14 protein-coding genes are annotated in these 16,991 nt (G+C 60.9%); 5 read left to right on the plus strand and 9 right to left on the minus strand.

Annotated features, from left to right (window positions below):
* Position 1: 1 nt before the first annotated feature.
* Both HL671_RS22385 and HL671_RS22390 read right to left on the minus strand, forming a co-directional pair.
* On the minus strand, positions 2-442 hold the full coding sequence (locus HL671_RS22385; protein WP_012041534.1) for an Lrp/AsnC family transcriptional regulator: 441 nt from the start codon (positions 440-442) through the stop codon (positions 2-4).
* A 101-nt stretch (positions 443-543) separates the two neighbouring features.
* A complete protein-coding gene (locus tag HL671_RS22390; protein WP_172238626.1) occupies positions 544-1,446 on the minus strand; it encodes a LysR family transcriptional regulator in 903 nt (300 codons plus the stop codon).
* A gap of 154 nt (positions 1,447-1,600) precedes the next feature.
* On the opposite strand from HL671_RS22390, the gene hglS reads away from it, so the two are divergent.
* The 4 genes from hglS to HL671_RS22410 all read left to right on the plus strand — a co-directional run bounded on the left by hglS (position 1,601) and on the right by HL671_RS22410 (position 7,637).
* Positions 1,601-3,004 carry a 2-oxoadipate dioxygenase/decarboxylase HglS gene (hglS, locus tag HL671_RS22395; protein ID WP_172238629.1) on the plus strand — a complete coding sequence of 468 codons (1,404 nt, stop codon included), beginning with the start codon at positions 1,601-1,603 and terminating at the stop codon, positions 3,002-3,004.
* A gap of 53 nt (positions 3,005-3,057) precedes the next feature.
* On the plus strand, positions 3,058-4,611 hold the full coding sequence (gene amaB, locus HL671_RS22400) for an L-piperidine-6-carboxylate dehydrogenase (protein WP_172238632.1): 1,554 nt from the start codon (positions 3,058-3,060) through the stop codon (positions 4,609-4,611).
* Between the two features lie 12 nt (positions 4,612-4,623).
* Positions 4,624-5,853 carry a pyridoxal phosphate-dependent aminotransferase gene (locus HL671_RS22405; protein WP_172238635.1) on the plus strand — a complete coding sequence of 410 codons (1,230 nt, stop codon included), beginning with the start codon at positions 4,624-4,626 and terminating at the stop codon, positions 5,851-5,853.
* Between the two features lie 536 nt (positions 5,854-6,389).
* Positions 6,390-7,637: a tyrosine-type recombinase/integrase gene (locus HL671_RS22410; protein ID WP_172238638.1), complete on the plus strand. Its 1,248-nt coding sequence runs from the start codon at positions 6,390-6,392 to the stop codon at positions 7,635-7,637.
* A gap of 598 nt (positions 7,638-8,235) precedes the next feature.
* On the opposite strand, the gene HL671_RS22415 is transcribed toward HL671_RS22410, so the two are convergent.
* The gene (locus tag HL671_RS22415) at positions 8,236-9,525 is read right to left on the minus strand and encodes a tetratricopeptide repeat protein (protein ID WP_172238641.1); all 1,290 of its coding nucleotides are present in this window, start codon (positions 9,523-9,525) and stop codon (positions 8,236-8,238) included.
* Between the two features lie 667 nt (positions 9,526-10,192).
* Between HL671_RS22415 and HL671_RS22420 the strand changes: the two genes are divergently transcribed.
* Positions 10,193-12,328 (plus strand): carbohydrate porin, encoded by a 2,136-nt coding sequence (locus HL671_RS22420; protein WP_172238644.1) that lies wholly within the window; start codon positions 10,193-10,195, stop codon positions 12,326-12,328.
* An 865-nt stretch (positions 12,329-13,193) separates the two neighbouring features.
* On the opposite strand, the gene HL671_RS22425 is transcribed toward HL671_RS22420, so the two are convergent.
* From HL671_RS22425 to HL671_RS22450, 6 genes are all read right to left on the minus strand, one after another.
* Complete coding sequence (locus HL671_RS22425) at positions 13,194-14,225, minus strand: cation diffusion facilitator family transporter (RefSeq protein WP_172238647.1); 1,032 nt, start codon at positions 14,223-14,225, stop codon at positions 13,194-13,196.
* Entirely contained in the window at positions 14,218-15,117 is a 900-nt protein-coding gene (locus HL671_RS22430; RefSeq protein ID WP_172238650.1) for a cation diffusion facilitator family transporter, read from the minus strand. The genes HL671_RS22425 and HL671_RS22430 overlap by 8 nt, the downstream gene beginning before the upstream one ends.
* Positions 15,118-15,225: 108 nt before the next feature.
* The gene (locus HL671_RS22435) at positions 15,226-15,699 is read right to left on the minus strand and encodes a hypothetical protein (RefSeq protein ID WP_172238653.1); all 474 of its coding nucleotides are present in this window, start codon (positions 15,697-15,699) and stop codon (positions 15,226-15,228) included.
* 34 nt (positions 15,700-15,733) lie between these two features.
* Positions 15,734-16,009, minus strand: a complete 276-nt coding sequence (locus HL671_RS22440) for a PilZ domain-containing protein (protein WP_210264035.1) — start codon at positions 16,007-16,009, stop codon at positions 15,734-15,736.
* A gap of 2 nt (positions 16,010-16,011) precedes the next feature.
* Positions 16,012-16,326, minus strand: coding sequence for a ferritin family protein (locus HL671_RS22445; RefSeq protein ID WP_172238656.1), 315 nt, complete (start codon positions 16,324-16,326; stop codon positions 16,012-16,014).
* 80 nt (positions 16,327-16,406) lie between these two features.
* The gene (locus HL671_RS22450; protein WP_246579417.1) at positions 16,407-16,988 is read right to left on the minus strand and encodes an MgtC/SapB family protein; all 582 of its coding nucleotides are present in this window, start codon (positions 16,986-16,988) and stop codon (positions 16,407-16,409) included.
* Between the last annotated feature and the right edge of the window lie 3 nt (positions 16,989-16,991).

The raw sequence follows: 16,991 nt of genomic DNA on the forward strand, positions 1-16,991 counted from the left end.
TTCACCTTTCGAATTTCCTGGCGAGAAGAATCGACGACGTGGTGCGTCGAACACCATCCATCTCGGCGATCCAGTCGATGATTTCGTCGAGATGCGCCGACGTCGCGCAGTTGATCTTGACAAACAGATCGAACGGGCCGCTCAGCGTGTAGCAGTCCACGACTTCAGATTTCTTCCGCAGCGCGGCAATGACGTTGCCCTGCTGCCTGACCTCCAGCTCGATCAGGATGATCGCCGAGATCGAGGTCACATGCGCCTGCTTGCCCAGGATCGCAGTGTAGCCGGCGATCGTTCCGTCCTTTTCCAATCTTGCCAATCGCCCCTGCGCGGTCGCCCGGGACACGCCGAGCGCCTTCGCAAGATCGGAAATCGAGGTCCGCGCGTTGGACATCAGGATGTTGATGAGGTCCTGATCCTTCCTGGCGTCCGCGGGGCGGGCCATATCTTACCTCTTCGAATTGATCGTTTCTGAGCAAAACGAAGGGAAATTATTACGTTCTGGCCAAAACGGTCCAGCACTTCTTCCAGTCAACCCCTGCCTGTCTATCGATCAGGCGCGGTCACCGCGATGAGCCACTCCCGGAACGCGCGAAGCGGCGGATAGGCTGCACGCTCCGATGGCCAGACCAGGTAGTAGCGCTCCGGGCTTTCCATCGGCAGATTGATGGCGCGGACCAGCTTGCGGCTCGCAAGCTCCTCCTCGATCAGGAATGTCGGCAACAAGGCGACGCCCAGGCCTGCCATCGCCGCCTGCGCCGCGGTCGCAAACTGATCGAACACCATTCCCTGGGCTGCCCTGGCTGCGACGTCGTGCATCGCAAACCAGCGCGTCCAGGCCTGGGCCCGGGTCGAGATGCTAAGCAGCGGCGCCCGCCTGAGATCGTCGGCGGCACGAAAGCGATACTCCCGTTTCAGGCTGGGACTACACGCCGGGATGACCTGCTCGGAGCGCAGCAGGGCCATTTCTGCGCCCGGCCATTCCGCCTGGCCGAAATGGATGGCAGCATCCAGGGCTTCCGCGCCGAAATCGAAATAGGACAGCCGCGTCGCAAGGTTGATCGTGATCCCGGGATTGGCCGCGAGGAATTGCGGCAGCCGCGGCGCCAGCCAGCGCGTCCCGAATGTCGGGAGAATGCCGAGATTGAGCGTTCCCCCACCCGGATTAGCCCGCAAGTTCAACGAGGCGGAGCTGATCTTGTGGAGCGCGTCGCGGATCTCGCGCGCATAGGACGCTCCGGCGGAGGTGAGCCGCACCGTCTGGCGTTCGCGAATGAATAGCTCGGCCTCGAGCTGCTGCTCTAGGATCTTGATCTGCCGGCTGACCGCGCTCTGTGTCAGCTGGAGCTCCTGCGCCGCCATCGTCATGCTGCCGGTGCGGGCCGTCGCCTCGAAGGCGGCGAGGACTGCGGTAGAGGGCAGGAAGCGGCGCGGTGTCTGGATGCTCATCGGGTCATTCCAATTCAGAATGATCTTCTGAGCAATCATTGTTTGAACCGGCCCCAGCGACAAGTCTAATCTGCAGATGTCATGATTAAATTGCATGACTGAGCGATCAGGGCCTCGCACGATCAGGCTGGTCCGGCCCCACTGGAGATCTCCGATGCGAGCACTGCACGCGGACGCCGACAACATCCGCACCTTGTTTTCGCGCGCCATGTCGGACATGTACCGCGCCGAGGTGCCGCAATACGGAACGCTGATGGAGTTGGTCAGCGAGGTCAATCGGGCGACCTTGCAACAGAGCGAGCAGTTGCGCGAGAGCCTCGATCGGAGCGACGAACTCGAGCGATTGAGCCTCGAGCGTCACGGCGCCATCCGCCTGGGACGCCCGGAGGAGTTGTTCAACGTGCGCCGCGTGTTTGCCGTGATGGGCATGCACCCGGTCGGCTACTACGACCTGTCGGCCGCGGGCGTGCCGGTGCATGCGACGGCGTTTCGCCCGATCGACGATGCGGCTCTGCGCCGCAATCCGTTTCGGGTCTTCACCTCGCTGCTGCGCCTGGAGCTGATCGAGGACGACGCGCTCCGCGCGGCAGCCCAGCGAATCCTCGGCGAGCGCAGCATCTTCACGCCGCGCACCCTCGAGCTCGTGGAGGTGTTCGAGACGCAGGGTTACCTGACCGTCGCGCAGGCCGAGAAGTTCGTCGGCGAAGCGCTGGAGACCTTCCGCTGGCACAGCGAGGCCACGGTCAGCCTCGACGTCTACCAGCAGCTGCATGATGCACATCGGCTGATTGCCGACGTGGTGAGCTTCAGGGGTCCCCACATCAATCATCTGACACCGCGCACGCTCGACATCGACGCTGTCCAGGCCGGAATGCCCGGTCGCGGCATCGCGCCGAAGGCCGTCATCGAGGGCCCACCGCGCCGCGGCTGCCCAATCCTGCTGCGCCAGACCAGCTTCAAGGCGCTGGAGGAACCGATCATCTTCAAGCGGGACGACGGCACATCGGCGCCCGGAACACATACTGCGCGCTTCGGCGAGATCGAACAACGCGGCGTGGCCCTGACGCCGAAAGGGCGCGCGCTCTACGACGCGCTGCTTGCGTCGGCGCGCGAAACCGACGGTATCGAAGCAAGCACGCGCAGCTACTCCGAGAGACTGGCCGAACGCTTTGCGGCGTTTCCCGATGATTGGGCAACGCTACGACAGGAAGGCCTGGCCTTCTTCCGCTATTCGGTGACCGAGGCCGGGGCCGGATCGGGCCAGGCTCGGGCGTCCTCCGTCGATGATCTGATTGCCGAGGGGCTGCTGCGCTTCGATCCGATCATCTACGAGGATTTTCTCCCGGTGAGCGCTGCCGGCATCTTCCAGTCGAATCTCGGCTCCGAGGATCAGAGAACCTACGCGTCCAACGCCAACCGGTCCGCATTCGAGGCCGCCCTTGGCGCCAAGGTTTGCGATAACATGGAGCTGTACGCGAGGGCGGAGCAGGAATCGCTGCAGCAGGCTCTGCTACAGCTGAAATCACCGCATTTCGGACGCACGGCGATCGCCCGTTAGCCGCGGGCTGATCGCGACAACTCTTCGCATCCACCGTTTAAAGGCCGTTTGCCATGACCGATACGCCGTCCCGTTCCATCACATCGCTCGCCGACGAAGTGGACGCATTGCTTGCCAGGCTCGGCGTCGAGCCCGGCCGGCATAAGGGCGGCACGCTGGTCGCGCGGACCCCGATCACCGGCGAGATCACCGGACGCGTGCACGAGGTCAGCGCCGCGCAGGCGGCCGTCGAGATCGACAAGGCGCACGCCGCCTTTCTGGAATGGCGGCAGGTCCCTGCGCCGAAGCGCGGTGAGCTCGTGCGGCTGCTCGGCGAGGAGCTGCGCGCCAACAAGGAGGCGCTCGGCCGGCTGGTCTCGATCGAGGTCGGCAAGATCGCCTCGGAGGGCCTGGGCGAGGTCCAGGAGATGATCGACATCTGCGACTTCGCCGTCGGCCTGGCGCGCCAGCTCTATGGCCTGACCATCGCCACCGAGCGCAGCGAGCACCGCATGATGGAGATATGGCATCCGCTCGGTGTGACCGGCATCATCTCCGCGTTCAATTTCCCGGTGGCCGTGTGGTGCTGGAATGCGGCGCTGGCCTTGGTGTGCGGCAACAGCATCGTCTGGAAGCCGTCGGAGAAGACGCCGCTGACTGCGCTCGCCACCGAGGCGCTGTTCGCGCGCGCGCTCGAGCGCTTCAAGCAGGCGGGCGGACCGGCTCCGGATGCGCTGTCCGTGGTGCTCTTCGGCGGACGTGACATCGGAGAGATTCTGGTCGATCACACCAAGGTCCCGCTGGTCTCGGCCACCGGCTCGACAGCGATGGGCCGCGCGGTCGGCCCGCGGCTCGCCAATCGATTTGCGCGGGCGATCCTGGAGCTCGGCGGCAACAACGCTGCGATCGTAACACCGACGGCAGACCTCGACCTGACGCTGCGCGGTGTTGCGTTCGCTGCGATGGGCACCGCCGGCCAGCGCTGTACGACGCTCCGGCGTCTCTTCGTGCACGAGACCGTCTACGACACCTTCGTGCCGCGCCTGAAGCGCGCCTATCAGAGCGTGACGATCGGCGATCCGCTCCAGGCGGGCGCTCTCGTGGGGCCGCTGATCGACCATGGCGCTTATTCGAGCATGCAGAAGGCGCTCGATGCGGCGCGTGCCGTTGGCGGCCACGTGCTCGGCGGCGAGCGCGTTGCGCTGGCGGGAGCCGACGAGGCCTATTATGTGCGCCCGGCGCTGGTCGAGATGTCCACGCAGACCGGTCCCGTCAGGCACGAAACCTTCGCGCCCATCCTCTACGTGATGACCTATCGCGATCTCGACGCGGTGCTCGAGCTGCACAATGACGTCCCACAGGGGCTGTCGTCCTCGATCTTCACCAACGATCTGCGCGAGGCGGAAACCTTCCTGTCGGCGCGCGGATCCGACTGCGGAATCGCGAACGTGAACATCGGCCCCTCCGGCGCCGAGATCGGCGGCGCGTTCGGTGGCGAGAAGGAGACTGGTGGCGGACGCGAATCTGGGTCGGACGCCTGGAAGGCCTATATGCGGCGCGCGACCAACACCATCAACTTCGGACGCACGCTGCCGCTCGCCCAGGGCGTCAAGTTCGACCTCGCCTGAGAGGAGCGGCCCGTGAACGTGCTCGCCAAACAACCGTCTCCGTTCAAGCCGGCGCAGCGGCTGTCCGCGATCGGCGTGTCGGAGATACTGAAAGTCACCGGGCTCGCCGCGCAGATGAAGAGAGAGGGCCAAAATGTCATCATCCTCGGCGCGGGCGAGCCGGACTTCGACACGCCCGAGCCGATCAAGGACGCCGCTGCGCGGGCGATGCGCGATGGCGCCACCAAGTACACCGCTCTCGACGGCTCGCCCGAGCTGAAGGCCGCCATTCGCGCCAAGTTCAAGCGCGACAACGGCCTCGACTTCGCGCAGGACGAGATCACCGTTTCGGCCGGCGCCAAGCAGGTGCTGTTCAACGCCATGATGGCAACGCTCGATCCCGGCGATGAAGTCATCATCCCCACGCCATTCTGGGTGACCTATGCCGACATCGTGGCGATCGCGGGCGGGACGCCGGTTCTCGTGCCGTGCTCGGAAGCCAATGGCTTTCGGCTGTCGCCCGAGGATCTCGCGCGCGCCATCACGCCTCGCACCCGCTGGCTCATGCTGAACTCGCCGTCGAATCCGTCGGGAGCCGCATACTCGGAACATCAATACCGGCCGATCCTCGACGTTCTGCTGAAGCATCCCTCCGTTTGGCTCATGGTCGACGACATCTACGAGCACATCATCTACGACGGCTTTCGCTTCGTCACGCCAGTCGCCATCGAGCCGGCGCTGCGCAACCGCACCCTGACGGTGAATGGCGTCTCCAAAGCCTATGCGATGACCGGCTGGCGCATCGGCTATGGCGCGGGCCCCAGCGCGCTGATCAAGGCCATGGCCGTCGTGCAGAGCCAATCGACCTCCTGCCCCTCGTCCATCAGTCAGGCCGCCGCAATCGAGGCGCTGACAGGACCGCAGGATGTCATCGCCGACCGCTGCCGGTCGTTTCAGCAGCGGCGCGACCTCGTCGTCGACGCGTTGAACAGCATCGAAGGCATCAGCTGCCGCGTCCCAGAAGGCGCCTTCTATACGTTCGCGAGTTGTGCAGGCCTCATCGGCAAGACCACGCCGGATGGCCGCGTTGTGGAAGATGATACAGTGTTCGCAGACTATCTTCTGCGCGCCGCCGGCGTTGCCGTCGTCCCGGGTTCGGCCTTCGGCCTCGCGCCCTATTTCCGGATCTCCTACGCCACCTCAGCGGCCGAGCTTCGCGACGCCTGCCAGCGCATCGCTGCCGCGGCGGCTCGACTATTGTAGATTGCGCCGAACGTTTGTGAGCCGCTCGCATTTCACCCATTTTCTTGCGCAGATACTGACGCAAGGAGATATCGCGTTGCATGAGCGACAAACTGGTTACACAGTTCGCCCCAGCTTGTGATCTTTTGCCGCGATCGCCTCTAATTCGTGCCGGCCTTTTCTAGGCCACAGCTTGCGGGCCTCCTCACCTTTGTCGCTGCGGAGCTTATCGGCTAGGGGAGCAAAAACCAAAACTCCCGCAGCCGAGGCGGCTGCGGGAGTGTCGGTCTCAGTGGTTGCGGGGATAGGATTTGAACCTATGACCTTCAGGTTATGAGTTTGTTGAAAGCCGTTTTCGCCACTCTGCGACGGCACCTTATTCCCCGCGCCACGCTACGACAACTCATTGAGCTGGCTTGATTTATTTTCGTCGTTGCTTCTACCTTGTTTGCGAAGCGCTACGCCACGACTTTCGTCGCGCCGCTTCCACGACGCTTCCACGAAACATAGCCCGGCCAAAAAACTGAAGGTCGGAACATTACGCGAACGGGTGTGCTATGGCGAAGATCAAGATCACCAAAAGATCCGTAGAGGCCCTCAAGGTGACGCCGAAGGACTACATCGCCTTCGATACGGATCTTCCTGGATTCGGAGTGCGCGTCATGCCGAGTGGGAAGCGATTCTTCCTGCTGCAATATCGACGTCATGGCCGGACGCGCCGGGTGATGATCGGACAATACGGTGTCGTGACGGCGGAATTGGCGCGGCGCGAAGCAACGATCAAGCTTGGCGGTGTACGAGGCGCCAATGGTGATCCAGCGGCGTTGCGCGATGCTGAACGGCAGTCGACAACCATGAAGGAGCTCGGAGAGCGCTTTCTAACGCAATACGTCCCCACTCGCTGCAAGCCGTCGACGGAGGCCGAATATCGGCGCTCGGTCGAGCTATTCCTCGACCCATTTTTCGCCAAGCAGCACGTACGCTCGGTGACAACCGCTGATGTGGCAGAAATGCACGGCTCCTTGTCTCATATCCCGTATCAGGCGAACCGCACACTGGGCGTCCTGTCGAAAATGATGAACCTTGCCGAAACTTGGGGTATACGGGACAAGCACACCAACCCCTGCGAAGATGTCGAGCGCTTTCCAGAGCTTAAGCGCGAGAGGTTCTTGTCTCCGAACGAGCTGCAGCGGCTTGGACAGGCGTTAACAGCCGCGGAGGTGCACCAAACGGAAACTAAATATGCCGTTGCTGCCTTCCGTATCCTGCTCCTCACGGGGTGCCGGTTGTCTGAAATCCAACGCCTTGAATGGCGCCACGTCGATCTACAGCAAAAAGAATTGCGGTTGCCCGATAGCAAAACCGGGGCGAAGACTGTCCATCTTGGCGACACGGTAGTTGCATTGTTAGAGACGCTGCCTCGCGTGGCGGGCAACCCATACGTGATCGTGGGAAAGAATAAGAAGACCCACCTCACCGATCTTCAACATCCGTGGCGTCGCATCCGCGAAACTGCTGGGCTGACCGACGTGCGCATTCACGATCTGCGTCACACATTTGCGTCCGGCGGATTACTTGTCGGCGAAGGGTTGGCGATGATCGGCAAATTGCTGGGACACACGCAGGTTCAGACCACGGCGAGGTACGCCCATCTCGCGTCTGATCCAGTCAAGCAAGCAGCCACTAAGATTTCAGATCGACTAGCTTTGGCTCTATTCAGCAGTGTCGACACCGCGGGCGTCAAGCAACCGCAGAACTCTGGGCCGCTAACTGAAGATGCGGATGATACGTCAGAAGCAGCTTGATCAAGGCAACTCGCCCGCGGTTCGCGACCTTGATGCAATCGAGCCCTCGGGCGCCGTGAGTTCGTTGGTGCCCAGGGAGGGAATCATACGCAACCAACGACACGAGGAACCATTGTTTGTCCCTAGCATGGTGGCTTGAGCGTTGGTCTTGTCGCCGAGGTGGCTGCACCACTGTCCCAGGAGCCGTTGTTCTATTTGAGCCAGCCGTGGCTGGCCATGAGGGATGACCGCCGCCCTCCGAAGGTCGAGGCCACACTTTCGAATCGTGTCGGGTGCGCCATCGCTTTCGATGGCAAGTAGGCCAAGTCTTCCCTCAGTGAGATTTGCGCAGCGCTTGGCGACCTGACTTCGCCTTCATCGGCCGCGCTCACGTCACGAAGCGTGAAAATCGGGAATTCGAGTCACGGGTCCGCTACATCGCGAAACCCACTCTAACAGGAGCCCCGTTCTTTTATCGGAGAGCACAAACTCGGTAGTTGGCATCTTGAAAGCCCGCCAAAAAGCCGTTCGTGCGCGATCCATCGCCGCCTAATGGTCTCGGGGTAGTTAAAATCGCTGCGTAGCTATTGGAGGCCGAAGCTGACCTATGTAAGATGCTTTATTGCCGGGGCAGCAGCTTGGCTTCCGCGACCGCCGCGCTGTAGACGGTCTCCGCCGGTCCGCAGCTCAACGTCACCTCCCGCAAGGCGTCCCGCGCCTGCTGGGTCTGGCCGTTATGCAGAGCCAACTCTCCTAGAAAAAAACTCGCTTCGCATTCGCGTTTAGACTTATCGCGGTCAGTGCCACGTTGGGCAGCCGCTTTGACTTCATCCGCAGCGAGAAGCCCAAGATACATATCGAGCATTGCGCCCGGCCACGTTTCACGATTCGCAGCCTTCACATTCGCTTCAAATTCATCCCGATCGGATTCTCCCTTGTGCACCCGGGCAATGTGCAACCAAATGATAGGATAGGGATTCGACGGCCGTAGCCGCACGGCGGTCTTGAAGTCCTCGATGCTGTCGTCGACTGCGCCTGAAAACAGGTGTGCCCGCCCTCTCCCCAAGTATGTGGCCGCATTGCCCGGATCCACCGTCAACGCTCGATCGAAATCGCTCAAAGCTTCAGCATATTTTTCGATCGCCAGGTTCACACTCGCGCGATTTGACAAGGCCGCAACGTCTCGCGGATTTAGCCTGATTGCGGTATCGAGGTCTGCGAGAGCACTCTTGATGTCTCGACGGGAGACATGCAGGACCGCCCTGTTTACGTAGGCGTCTTCGTAGGTCGGCTGCAGCGCGATCGCTTTGTCGTAGTCTGCGATGGCGCGCTCTTCATCCTGTTTCAAAACGTAAGTGCGAGCACGATTGTAATAGGCTGGAGCGTAGTCGGAACGCAAGCGGATCGCCAATCCGTAGTTTTCGATGGCGCGATCCAACTCTCCCAATTTTTCGTAGACATTCCCAAGGTTGTTGAAAACGAGAGGATCGCCGGGATTTAGTTTGCTGGCTGTTAGAAAGTCCTGCAGCGCGCGCTGGTATTCGCGCTCGTCACCCCAGATGATCCCTCGATAGAGATAGGCGTTGGGAAATTCTGGAAGCAGCGCGATGGCCGCATCGAAGTCCGACAACGCGCGGTCGCGACGACCGAGCGCTTCGTTAGAAACGCCCCGGGTGTAAAGGAGAAGGCCGCGTTGTTTGTCCGAGAACAAGCCACGCTGAAGCGCCTCATCAAACAAGCGTATCGCCAGCGTGAAATCGCCCCGATCCTTCGCAACGAAGCCGGCCTGTGCGAGATCGAGAGGGTCGCGTTGAGCGAAGCTGGGGGAGATGAGGCATGTCGCCAAAGCCACAACCGCGGTCAGGCCCAAAGCGACCGTTCTGACGAACTTCCTCGAAAAGCTACTCATCGGCCATACCTCAATGAGGAGGCGCCACCGGCGCAAACCGCTGGTTTGGACAGGATCATTGATACTGGCCGATGCCTTACCTGATATCGGCCGGACCGCGGCAGCCGGCTGTTCGATGATCGCGGATACGACCCCTACCGCAGCCACCAACGAGATCGCGTGCGGACCCATCGGGCAATCTGACTGATGGTGGAGGCGCAACACCAGCCATCACCACCTTCGGAAATGCCGGTTTGGTCTGAAAGGACCCGATCGCTTGGCAAGTTGACCAAGTTGCGGCCGTGAACGCCATTGCCAACATTAGGAAGCGGATGCGACACATTGGAGCCTCCGCAGGCAACCAACAAACGGACTCATACTCCAAAATTGGCCACTACGAAATTTAAATCGGGCCACGAGGATAATACGGCAAGCGAACGACAGCGGTTGATCGCAAGGAAATCAGGACAATCCCAGCAGCAATCACCGGAAAAGCGGTCGTGAAAGACCACACCCCGTTCCCATGTAGGAAATACCCTTCTGCCCGCCCAATAGGCCCTGCGGAAACATCGACGACTGGCCGAGACGGGGCGTGCGCGTCTGTGTGCAGCGCAACAATTTCTTGATCAGTTGTTGTTTTATCCGCCTGGTCTATTGCGAATAACTCGCAAGAAGGTCTAGGGAATGAATGTCATATTCCTTTGGTCTAAGTTTCGTTCGGGTTGCAGGGCGCGGCATGAAGAGGATTTGCAAGATCGGCGGTGGGATCGGGATTGCGCTTGCGACGCACTCCTGCGCCATCGCGGCTGATCTGCCCGCAAATCCTCCGGTTAAGGCGCCCGCGCCGTATCTTGCGTCTTACGACTGGAATGGCTGGTACGCCGGCGTCCATGTAGGAGCGATCAGAGGCATTTCAAACTGGTCCGCAATTCCGCCAGGTGCCGGCGCTCCGAGTCTGAGCGGATCGTTCGACCTTCCCTTTCACTTCGATTTCATGGGCGGGACGGGTAGCTACTTGGCCGGGTTTCAGGGTGGGTACAACTACGTCTTTCCGTCTCGCGTCCTGCTGGGCTTCGAATCCGATATATCGTTTCCGAATTCGGACGTGCAGGTACCCTATTCCGTGCGCGGCAGTCAGACGGTCACTTCGCCCTTAACTGGCCAGGTTACCTACGGCGAGGCGGTCATTCACTACGGGAGCGCGCGCGCCCGTATCGGCTATGCGTTCGATCATTTCCTTCTCTACGGAACGGGTGGGTTAGCCTGGAGCTACGATCAGGTAACACGTACACAGGTTGACGGCGTTTCCTTTGGCGGCTTTGCAACGCCTGGAACGGTGGACACCAGGCTGTTGTGGCGACTGGGATGGGCCGCGGGAGCCGGGATCGAAATTCCACTCGCGGCAAACTGGACAGCAAAAGCCGAGTATCTGTCGACCGGATTTGGCTACAAGGGCATGAGGTTCACGGGTGCGGCGGAAGCGTTCAATTCCGACCTCGCCATGCAAAGCATCCGGCTCGGCCTCAACTACAGGATCGGCGACGACAGCCGCATCCCGGATTTCCTCACCAAGGGGCCATCTGCACTGGAGACGGACCGCTTCGCGTTCCATGCCCAGGCCACCTATGTCGGTCAATACGCTCCGCCGTTTCGGGCTCCCTATGGTGGCCGCAACAGTCTCGACCCCAATACCGGACGCGAGACTTTCGACACCACCTTGTATGCGGGGGTCCGGCTCTGGAAGGGCGCCGAAGCCTGGATCAATCCGGAAATCGATCAGGGCTTTGGATTGAGCTCGTCGGTAGGCGCCGCGGGATTTCCAAGCGGCGAGGCCTACAAGGTCGGCGCGAGCTATCCCTACACGCGTCTGCACCGGGCATTCCTGCGTCAGACCATTGACCTCGGCGGCGAAGTTCAGAAAGTCGATGCCGGACTCAACCAGTTTTCCGGAACCCAAACCTCCGATCGGCTGGTGTTTACCGTCGGAAAATTCAGCGTCGGCGATATTTTCGACACCAACAAGTACGCGCATGATCCCCGCTCCGATTTCATGAACTGGACCATCATCGACACCGGAACTTTTGACTACGCAGCCGACGCCTGGGCCTACACAGTAGGCGCGGCTGCAGAATGGTACCAAGGTCCCTGGACCTTCCGCGGCGGTCTGTTCGACCTATCCGTCGCACCGAATGCTACCCGCCTCGATTCACGGTTCAGCCAATTCCAGTGGGTCGGCGAGATCGAGCGGCGATATGCCATTTGGGATCAACCCGGGAAAATCGCGATCAGCGGATTTCTGACGCGAGGCCGGATGGGAAGCTTCCAGGACGCCATCCAGCTCGCCGCGCAAAACGGAGGCCCTGCCGATATCGCTGCTGTGCGACGCTACCAAAGCCGTGGCGGCATCAGCATGAATCTGGAGCAGCAACTGATCCCTAATGTTGGCTTCTTCGCCCGCGCCGGCATCGCGGATGGCAAAAAAGAACCCTATGAATTCACCGACGTCGACCGGACCGTTGCAGCCGGCCTTTCGATATCGGGAAAGCAATGGGGGCGCGACGGCGATACCTTCGGAATTGCCGGCGTCGTCAACGGTATCACAAACGTCCATCAGGCGTTTCTCAATGCCGACGGACTGGGAATTCTGGTTGGCGACGGGATGCTGCCGCATCCCGGCAATGAGAAGATTTTCGAGACGTACTATAGCTTCCCGGTGTTTGCCGCCAAGGTCACGCTGGACTATCAGCTCATCGTGAATCCTGCGTATAACCGCGACCGCGGGCCTGTCTCGGTGCTCGGTTTCCGCGTGCATTCGCAATACTAGATGTCATTCAGACTACGTTATCCGGCGCCAGCGCGTAAGCATTGTTCCCATCGATCTCGATCTGCAGCGTCGCGTGACCGATCTTTTAGCGCTCCCTGAGCACTCGGGCCGCCTTCATGAGGAAATCGTCACCCGGGTGCCCGGCGGGCATGACGAGATGACAGGTCATGGCTATCTTCGTCGTGCTGATGGACTATACGGAGAGGCCCTGCATCACGATCGAGCCGAACGGCGACGTTGCGCTCAGGGACCTGCCGACCGAGATTCGCAACAGACTCTATGTTCGCGACAGGACATATGCGCCGATGGCCAAGCTCGTGGGCCCGAATCCAACTTTAGCGGCGGTCGAGCAAACCGAACCCGCCGTGAGCCACCCCTGCGCCTGTAAGAAAGGTATCCTCCCGTTTCGAGGCGAACTTTCCGGGGCCGGAGGGTTTCGTCGAACAATTGATTGGCACACAGATATTGCCCCCGCTGAAGCCGCTGCGAATGCGCACAGGTCGAGACGCCCAAGGCCGCGCAAACTGCGGCGTGCTCAAACATCGCAAAGCCGCGCGGCGCCTCGCAATATTGCGCGTCACTTTTGTTGTGGTCATCCCCAGCGTCACATAGGCGCCTTGCGAGGAGACATCCGCATTCTACCCACTCAGTTTGCCGACCGGCGGGAAAAGAATCCGGTCGCGCGTAGCCCGCAATCACCGCACCCGAACGACCAACCACCCGGCTCCCTGTACCAATCGCCGTCGCTCGCACATCCTGGACACGCAATTGTCCCCTTGACGGCAGGTTCGGCGGCAAGTTTGGCTTCCATCGCCGCCTTAAGCCGGTTGGCGCGCTCGCCTCCTTCCTCTTCGCGTTCGTCCATCTAAACCACGCTATCTGGAGCGAGTGAGCAGGCGTTACCCTCGCTGATCTCGATCTGAAGGGTCGCGTGGCCGATCTTGTAGAATTCTTGCAGCATGTGAGCACATTCCATCAGGAATGCGTCGCCCGGATGCCCGGACGGGATCACCAAATGACAGGTCATTGCGGTTTCAGTGGTGCTGATCGGCCATACGTGCAGATCATGAATTTCCGTCACGTTCGGCCTATCGAGCAGGAACTGCCTGACCGCGTCGAGGTCGATTTCTGCGGGTGCTGCGCTCAATGACATGCCTACCGAACTCCGCAGCAGACCCCATGTGCTCCAGAGAATGACCGCGCAGATGATCAGGCTCATGGCGGGATCCAACCACAACCATCCGGTCCACAGGATCAGCGCCGCCGAGATCACGACGCCGGCCGACACCGCCGCATCGCCCGCCATGTGCAGGAACGCGCCCTGAATGTTGATGTCGCCTTTTCGTCCTCTTGCGAACAGCAGTGCCGTGGCACCGTTGACGAAGATGCCGATCGTCGCCACCACCATCACGGTGACGCCGGCGACCGGTTCTGGATCCCGGAAACGCTGCACCGATTCCCAGCTGATCGCGCCGGTGGCCACCAACAGAAAGACTGCGTTTGCGAGCGCCGCGAGGATCGATGAGCCGCGAAGCCCGTAGGTAAACCGTCCGCTTGGTGCGCGCTTGGATGCGATCGAGGCCGCCCAAGCCACCAATAGTCCGAAAACGTCGCTCAGGTTGTGCCCGGCGTCGGCCATCAGCGCCGTGGAGTTCCCGAGATAGCCGTAGACGGCTTCGGCGACGACGAGCGCGGTGTTCAAGGAGATGCCGATGGCGAAAGCTTTGCCAAAACTAGCCGGCGCATGAACGTGTCCAGCGCCGCCATGATCGTGGTGGTGTTCATCGCCGGCGCCATCCCTGTGGTCGCCGCCATGGACATGACCTCCACCGTCGCCATGGCCGACGTGCCGATGACCATGATCGGCGCCCTCGCTCCTGCTGTTTACGTTAGACATGCAGCACGGCCTCCTCGGCTCTAATCGCTTCGTCCTCGATCTGGACGGTGACGTGGTCGATGCCGAAATCGACCTGCATCATGCGGCGTGCTTCCCGCAGCGCCTCGCGTCCCCGCGACATGTCGGCGACGACGAGATGGCCGCTCATCGCGTCGAATCCGGACGTAACGGTCCATACATGAAGATCGTGGACGGCGGTCACGCCGGATATCTCCATGAGCTTCCGTTCAAGCGTCCCAAGATCGACATTCGGGGGCGTGCCCTCCATCAGGATATGCGTGACCTGCTTCAGCAGCGTCCAAGTCCTTGGGACAATGAACAGCCCAATGCCGGCGCCGATGATCGGGTCGGCGAGAACCCAGCCCTTCCACATGATGAGGAAGGACGCGACGATGACCCCGATCGAGCCGAGCATGTCGCTCAGGACCTCGAAATACGCACCCTTGACGTTCAGGCTTTCTGCCGACCCTCCCGCAAGCAGCCGCATGCTGATGAGATTCACAACGAGCCCGATCGCCGCGACGACCAGCATCGGTCCGCTCCGGATCTCGGGTGGGGCCTGGAACCGTTGGTATGCTTCGTAGAGGATGTAGACCGTGAGCAGTAGCAGCACGACCGCGTTGGTGAGCGCGGACAGCACTTCCATGCGCAGGTAGCCGTACGTCCGCTGCGGTGTTGCCTCGCGCTCCGCGAAACGGATCGCGAGCAGAGCTAGTGCCAGCCCGCCGACGTCGGTCATCATGTGCGCGGCATCGGCGAGCAGCGCAAGGCTGCCTGTGACCAGACCGCCGACAACCTCGGCCACCATGTACGTCGCAGTCAAGGCGAGCGCCCATCTCAGCCGTCCCGCGTGTTGCGCGGCCGCGGTTCCCGCCGCACCTCCACCATGCATTACTTCAATTCCTACTGTTTGAGACGTGATGGAAGACTTCGCGGTCGAAGCGCAGGAGACTAACTGTTGATGACGTCATTTCTCTACGATCCACTTTCAATTCGGGCTTCAACGGAACCGGGTTCCGTTCCAGATCAATCGTTTGCAGCAGCTATGGTCGAATGCGCCGCAATGCACTTCTAGGGCAGGGACGCCGGAAACGGTTAACATGTCGATTTCGAAAACGTTTCCACGCCAGACCTCCCGCTGCAAACCGACTCGGGAGACAAAAACGCGATGGAGACATCCACCTGACGTACAGACTTCTGCTCTGTTCCCGCAGCCGATCTGGTCGAAGTGCACCGCCGTGAATTCTTCACCCGTGCCTCCCTGCAGATACCGCAGGAAGCCATTGCGCACGGTAATGTATTCATCCCCGCACGCGCGCTTCGCCAGATCGAGTGCGGAGCGGATGGCGGGAGAGAGCTGGTCGTACTCGCGGGAGGATAGCGGCACCAACCGGCCTGAGGCCTGCCCCGAAGCACGCGCCAGCGCGCCGGACGCCGTAAGGCAAATCAACGCTGCTATGAGGAAACGCGACATGGAGTTCTCCCTGAGGCCGACATCGACGGCACGATCAAGATTCTCGATCCGGCTTGAAGGAGACGCCGATACGCTGTTCCTTGATCCAGACGATCCGGCATTCGTGGCGAATATCGTCGGAAGAAATCACCAACGCGAATTCCCTTGGGACGCCGAGCGGGCTCGCGACGTCCAGCATGGCACCGGACTTCGTGAGGTTGCGCACGGTGCAAGAGATCGCCGATCCCCCGAACGAAATCATTGCCGCCTTCAAAACGCGTGTTCGTCGCAGTTTGCGCTTGTCTTCTATAAGGGCCTCCCATCGGGACATGCCTAGTCGACCTTCTTTTCGGCCTTCTCCGCGAGCTTGACGATGTCGCCTTTCGTGAACAGGATGCCGTGAAGCTCGGTCCGCCAGTCCTTGTTGCGGCGGAGCAGGAATTCGAGGTTCATTCCAAAATGCTTGAACTCCTCCTTCTGCGCATTGGCCATGATCGCTTTGGCCTCCTTGTCCTTTTCAAGCGACATTCTCTGTTCATACCAGCCGATGGCCTCGGCTTCCTCGATCAGCGACGTGATCATTCGTGCAAAGGTGCGCGTTTCCTGCGAAAGTTCATCCGCCGGTTCGTGATATTGATCGAAGCCCATTTTCGTCTCCTGCTGGTTATGTCGTGGACGGAAATTCTTATCGAATTGAATGAAGCAGACGCCTAGCGACGAAGCGTCGGTCAGAATTCATCTTTACTCCCTTCCGGCTTGATTTTTTTCGGCCGCCAGCGGCGGGCATCGAGCCGGCCGATTAATGGCAGGAATTCAAATTCGAGGATGAGGATCACAATTGCAGTCACAAGTGCAGCGATCAGAAGTTCGCCAACCCCCGCAAGCATGCCAACCGCAGCCGTCGACCAGATTGCCGCGGCGGTAGTTAATCCTCGGACGGCGCCCCCGTCCCTCAGGATCATGCCGCCCCCGAGAAAGCCGACGCCGGTCACGACGCCCGCCATCACTTTTTCGGCGGTCGCCGGAAAATTCTCGACGCCGACTGCCGTGAAGGCGGCCGCACCCAGGCTGACCAGCATGAATGTTCGATCGCCGGCCTCGGAACCACGAAACTCGCGTTCCCACCCGATCGGGAAAGCGAGCGCCACCGCGACGCCGATTCGGACCAGCAGCGCAGCATCGAACTTCGTGATTCCGCCGGCATCGCCCGTTGTGGCGGACGCGATGGCCGCGTCGGTTGCCAGCCCCACGACAAGCGAGAGTACGGCGACGTAGGCTATCGTTTTACGCGCCATCTGGATGTTGGACATTCG

Origin of the sequence: Bradyrhizobium denitrificans, from assembly GCF_013179005.1 — a bacterium.
GTDB lineage: Bacteria > Pseudomonadota > Alphaproteobacteria > Rhizobiales > Xanthobacteraceae > Bradyrhizobium > Bradyrhizobium denitrificans.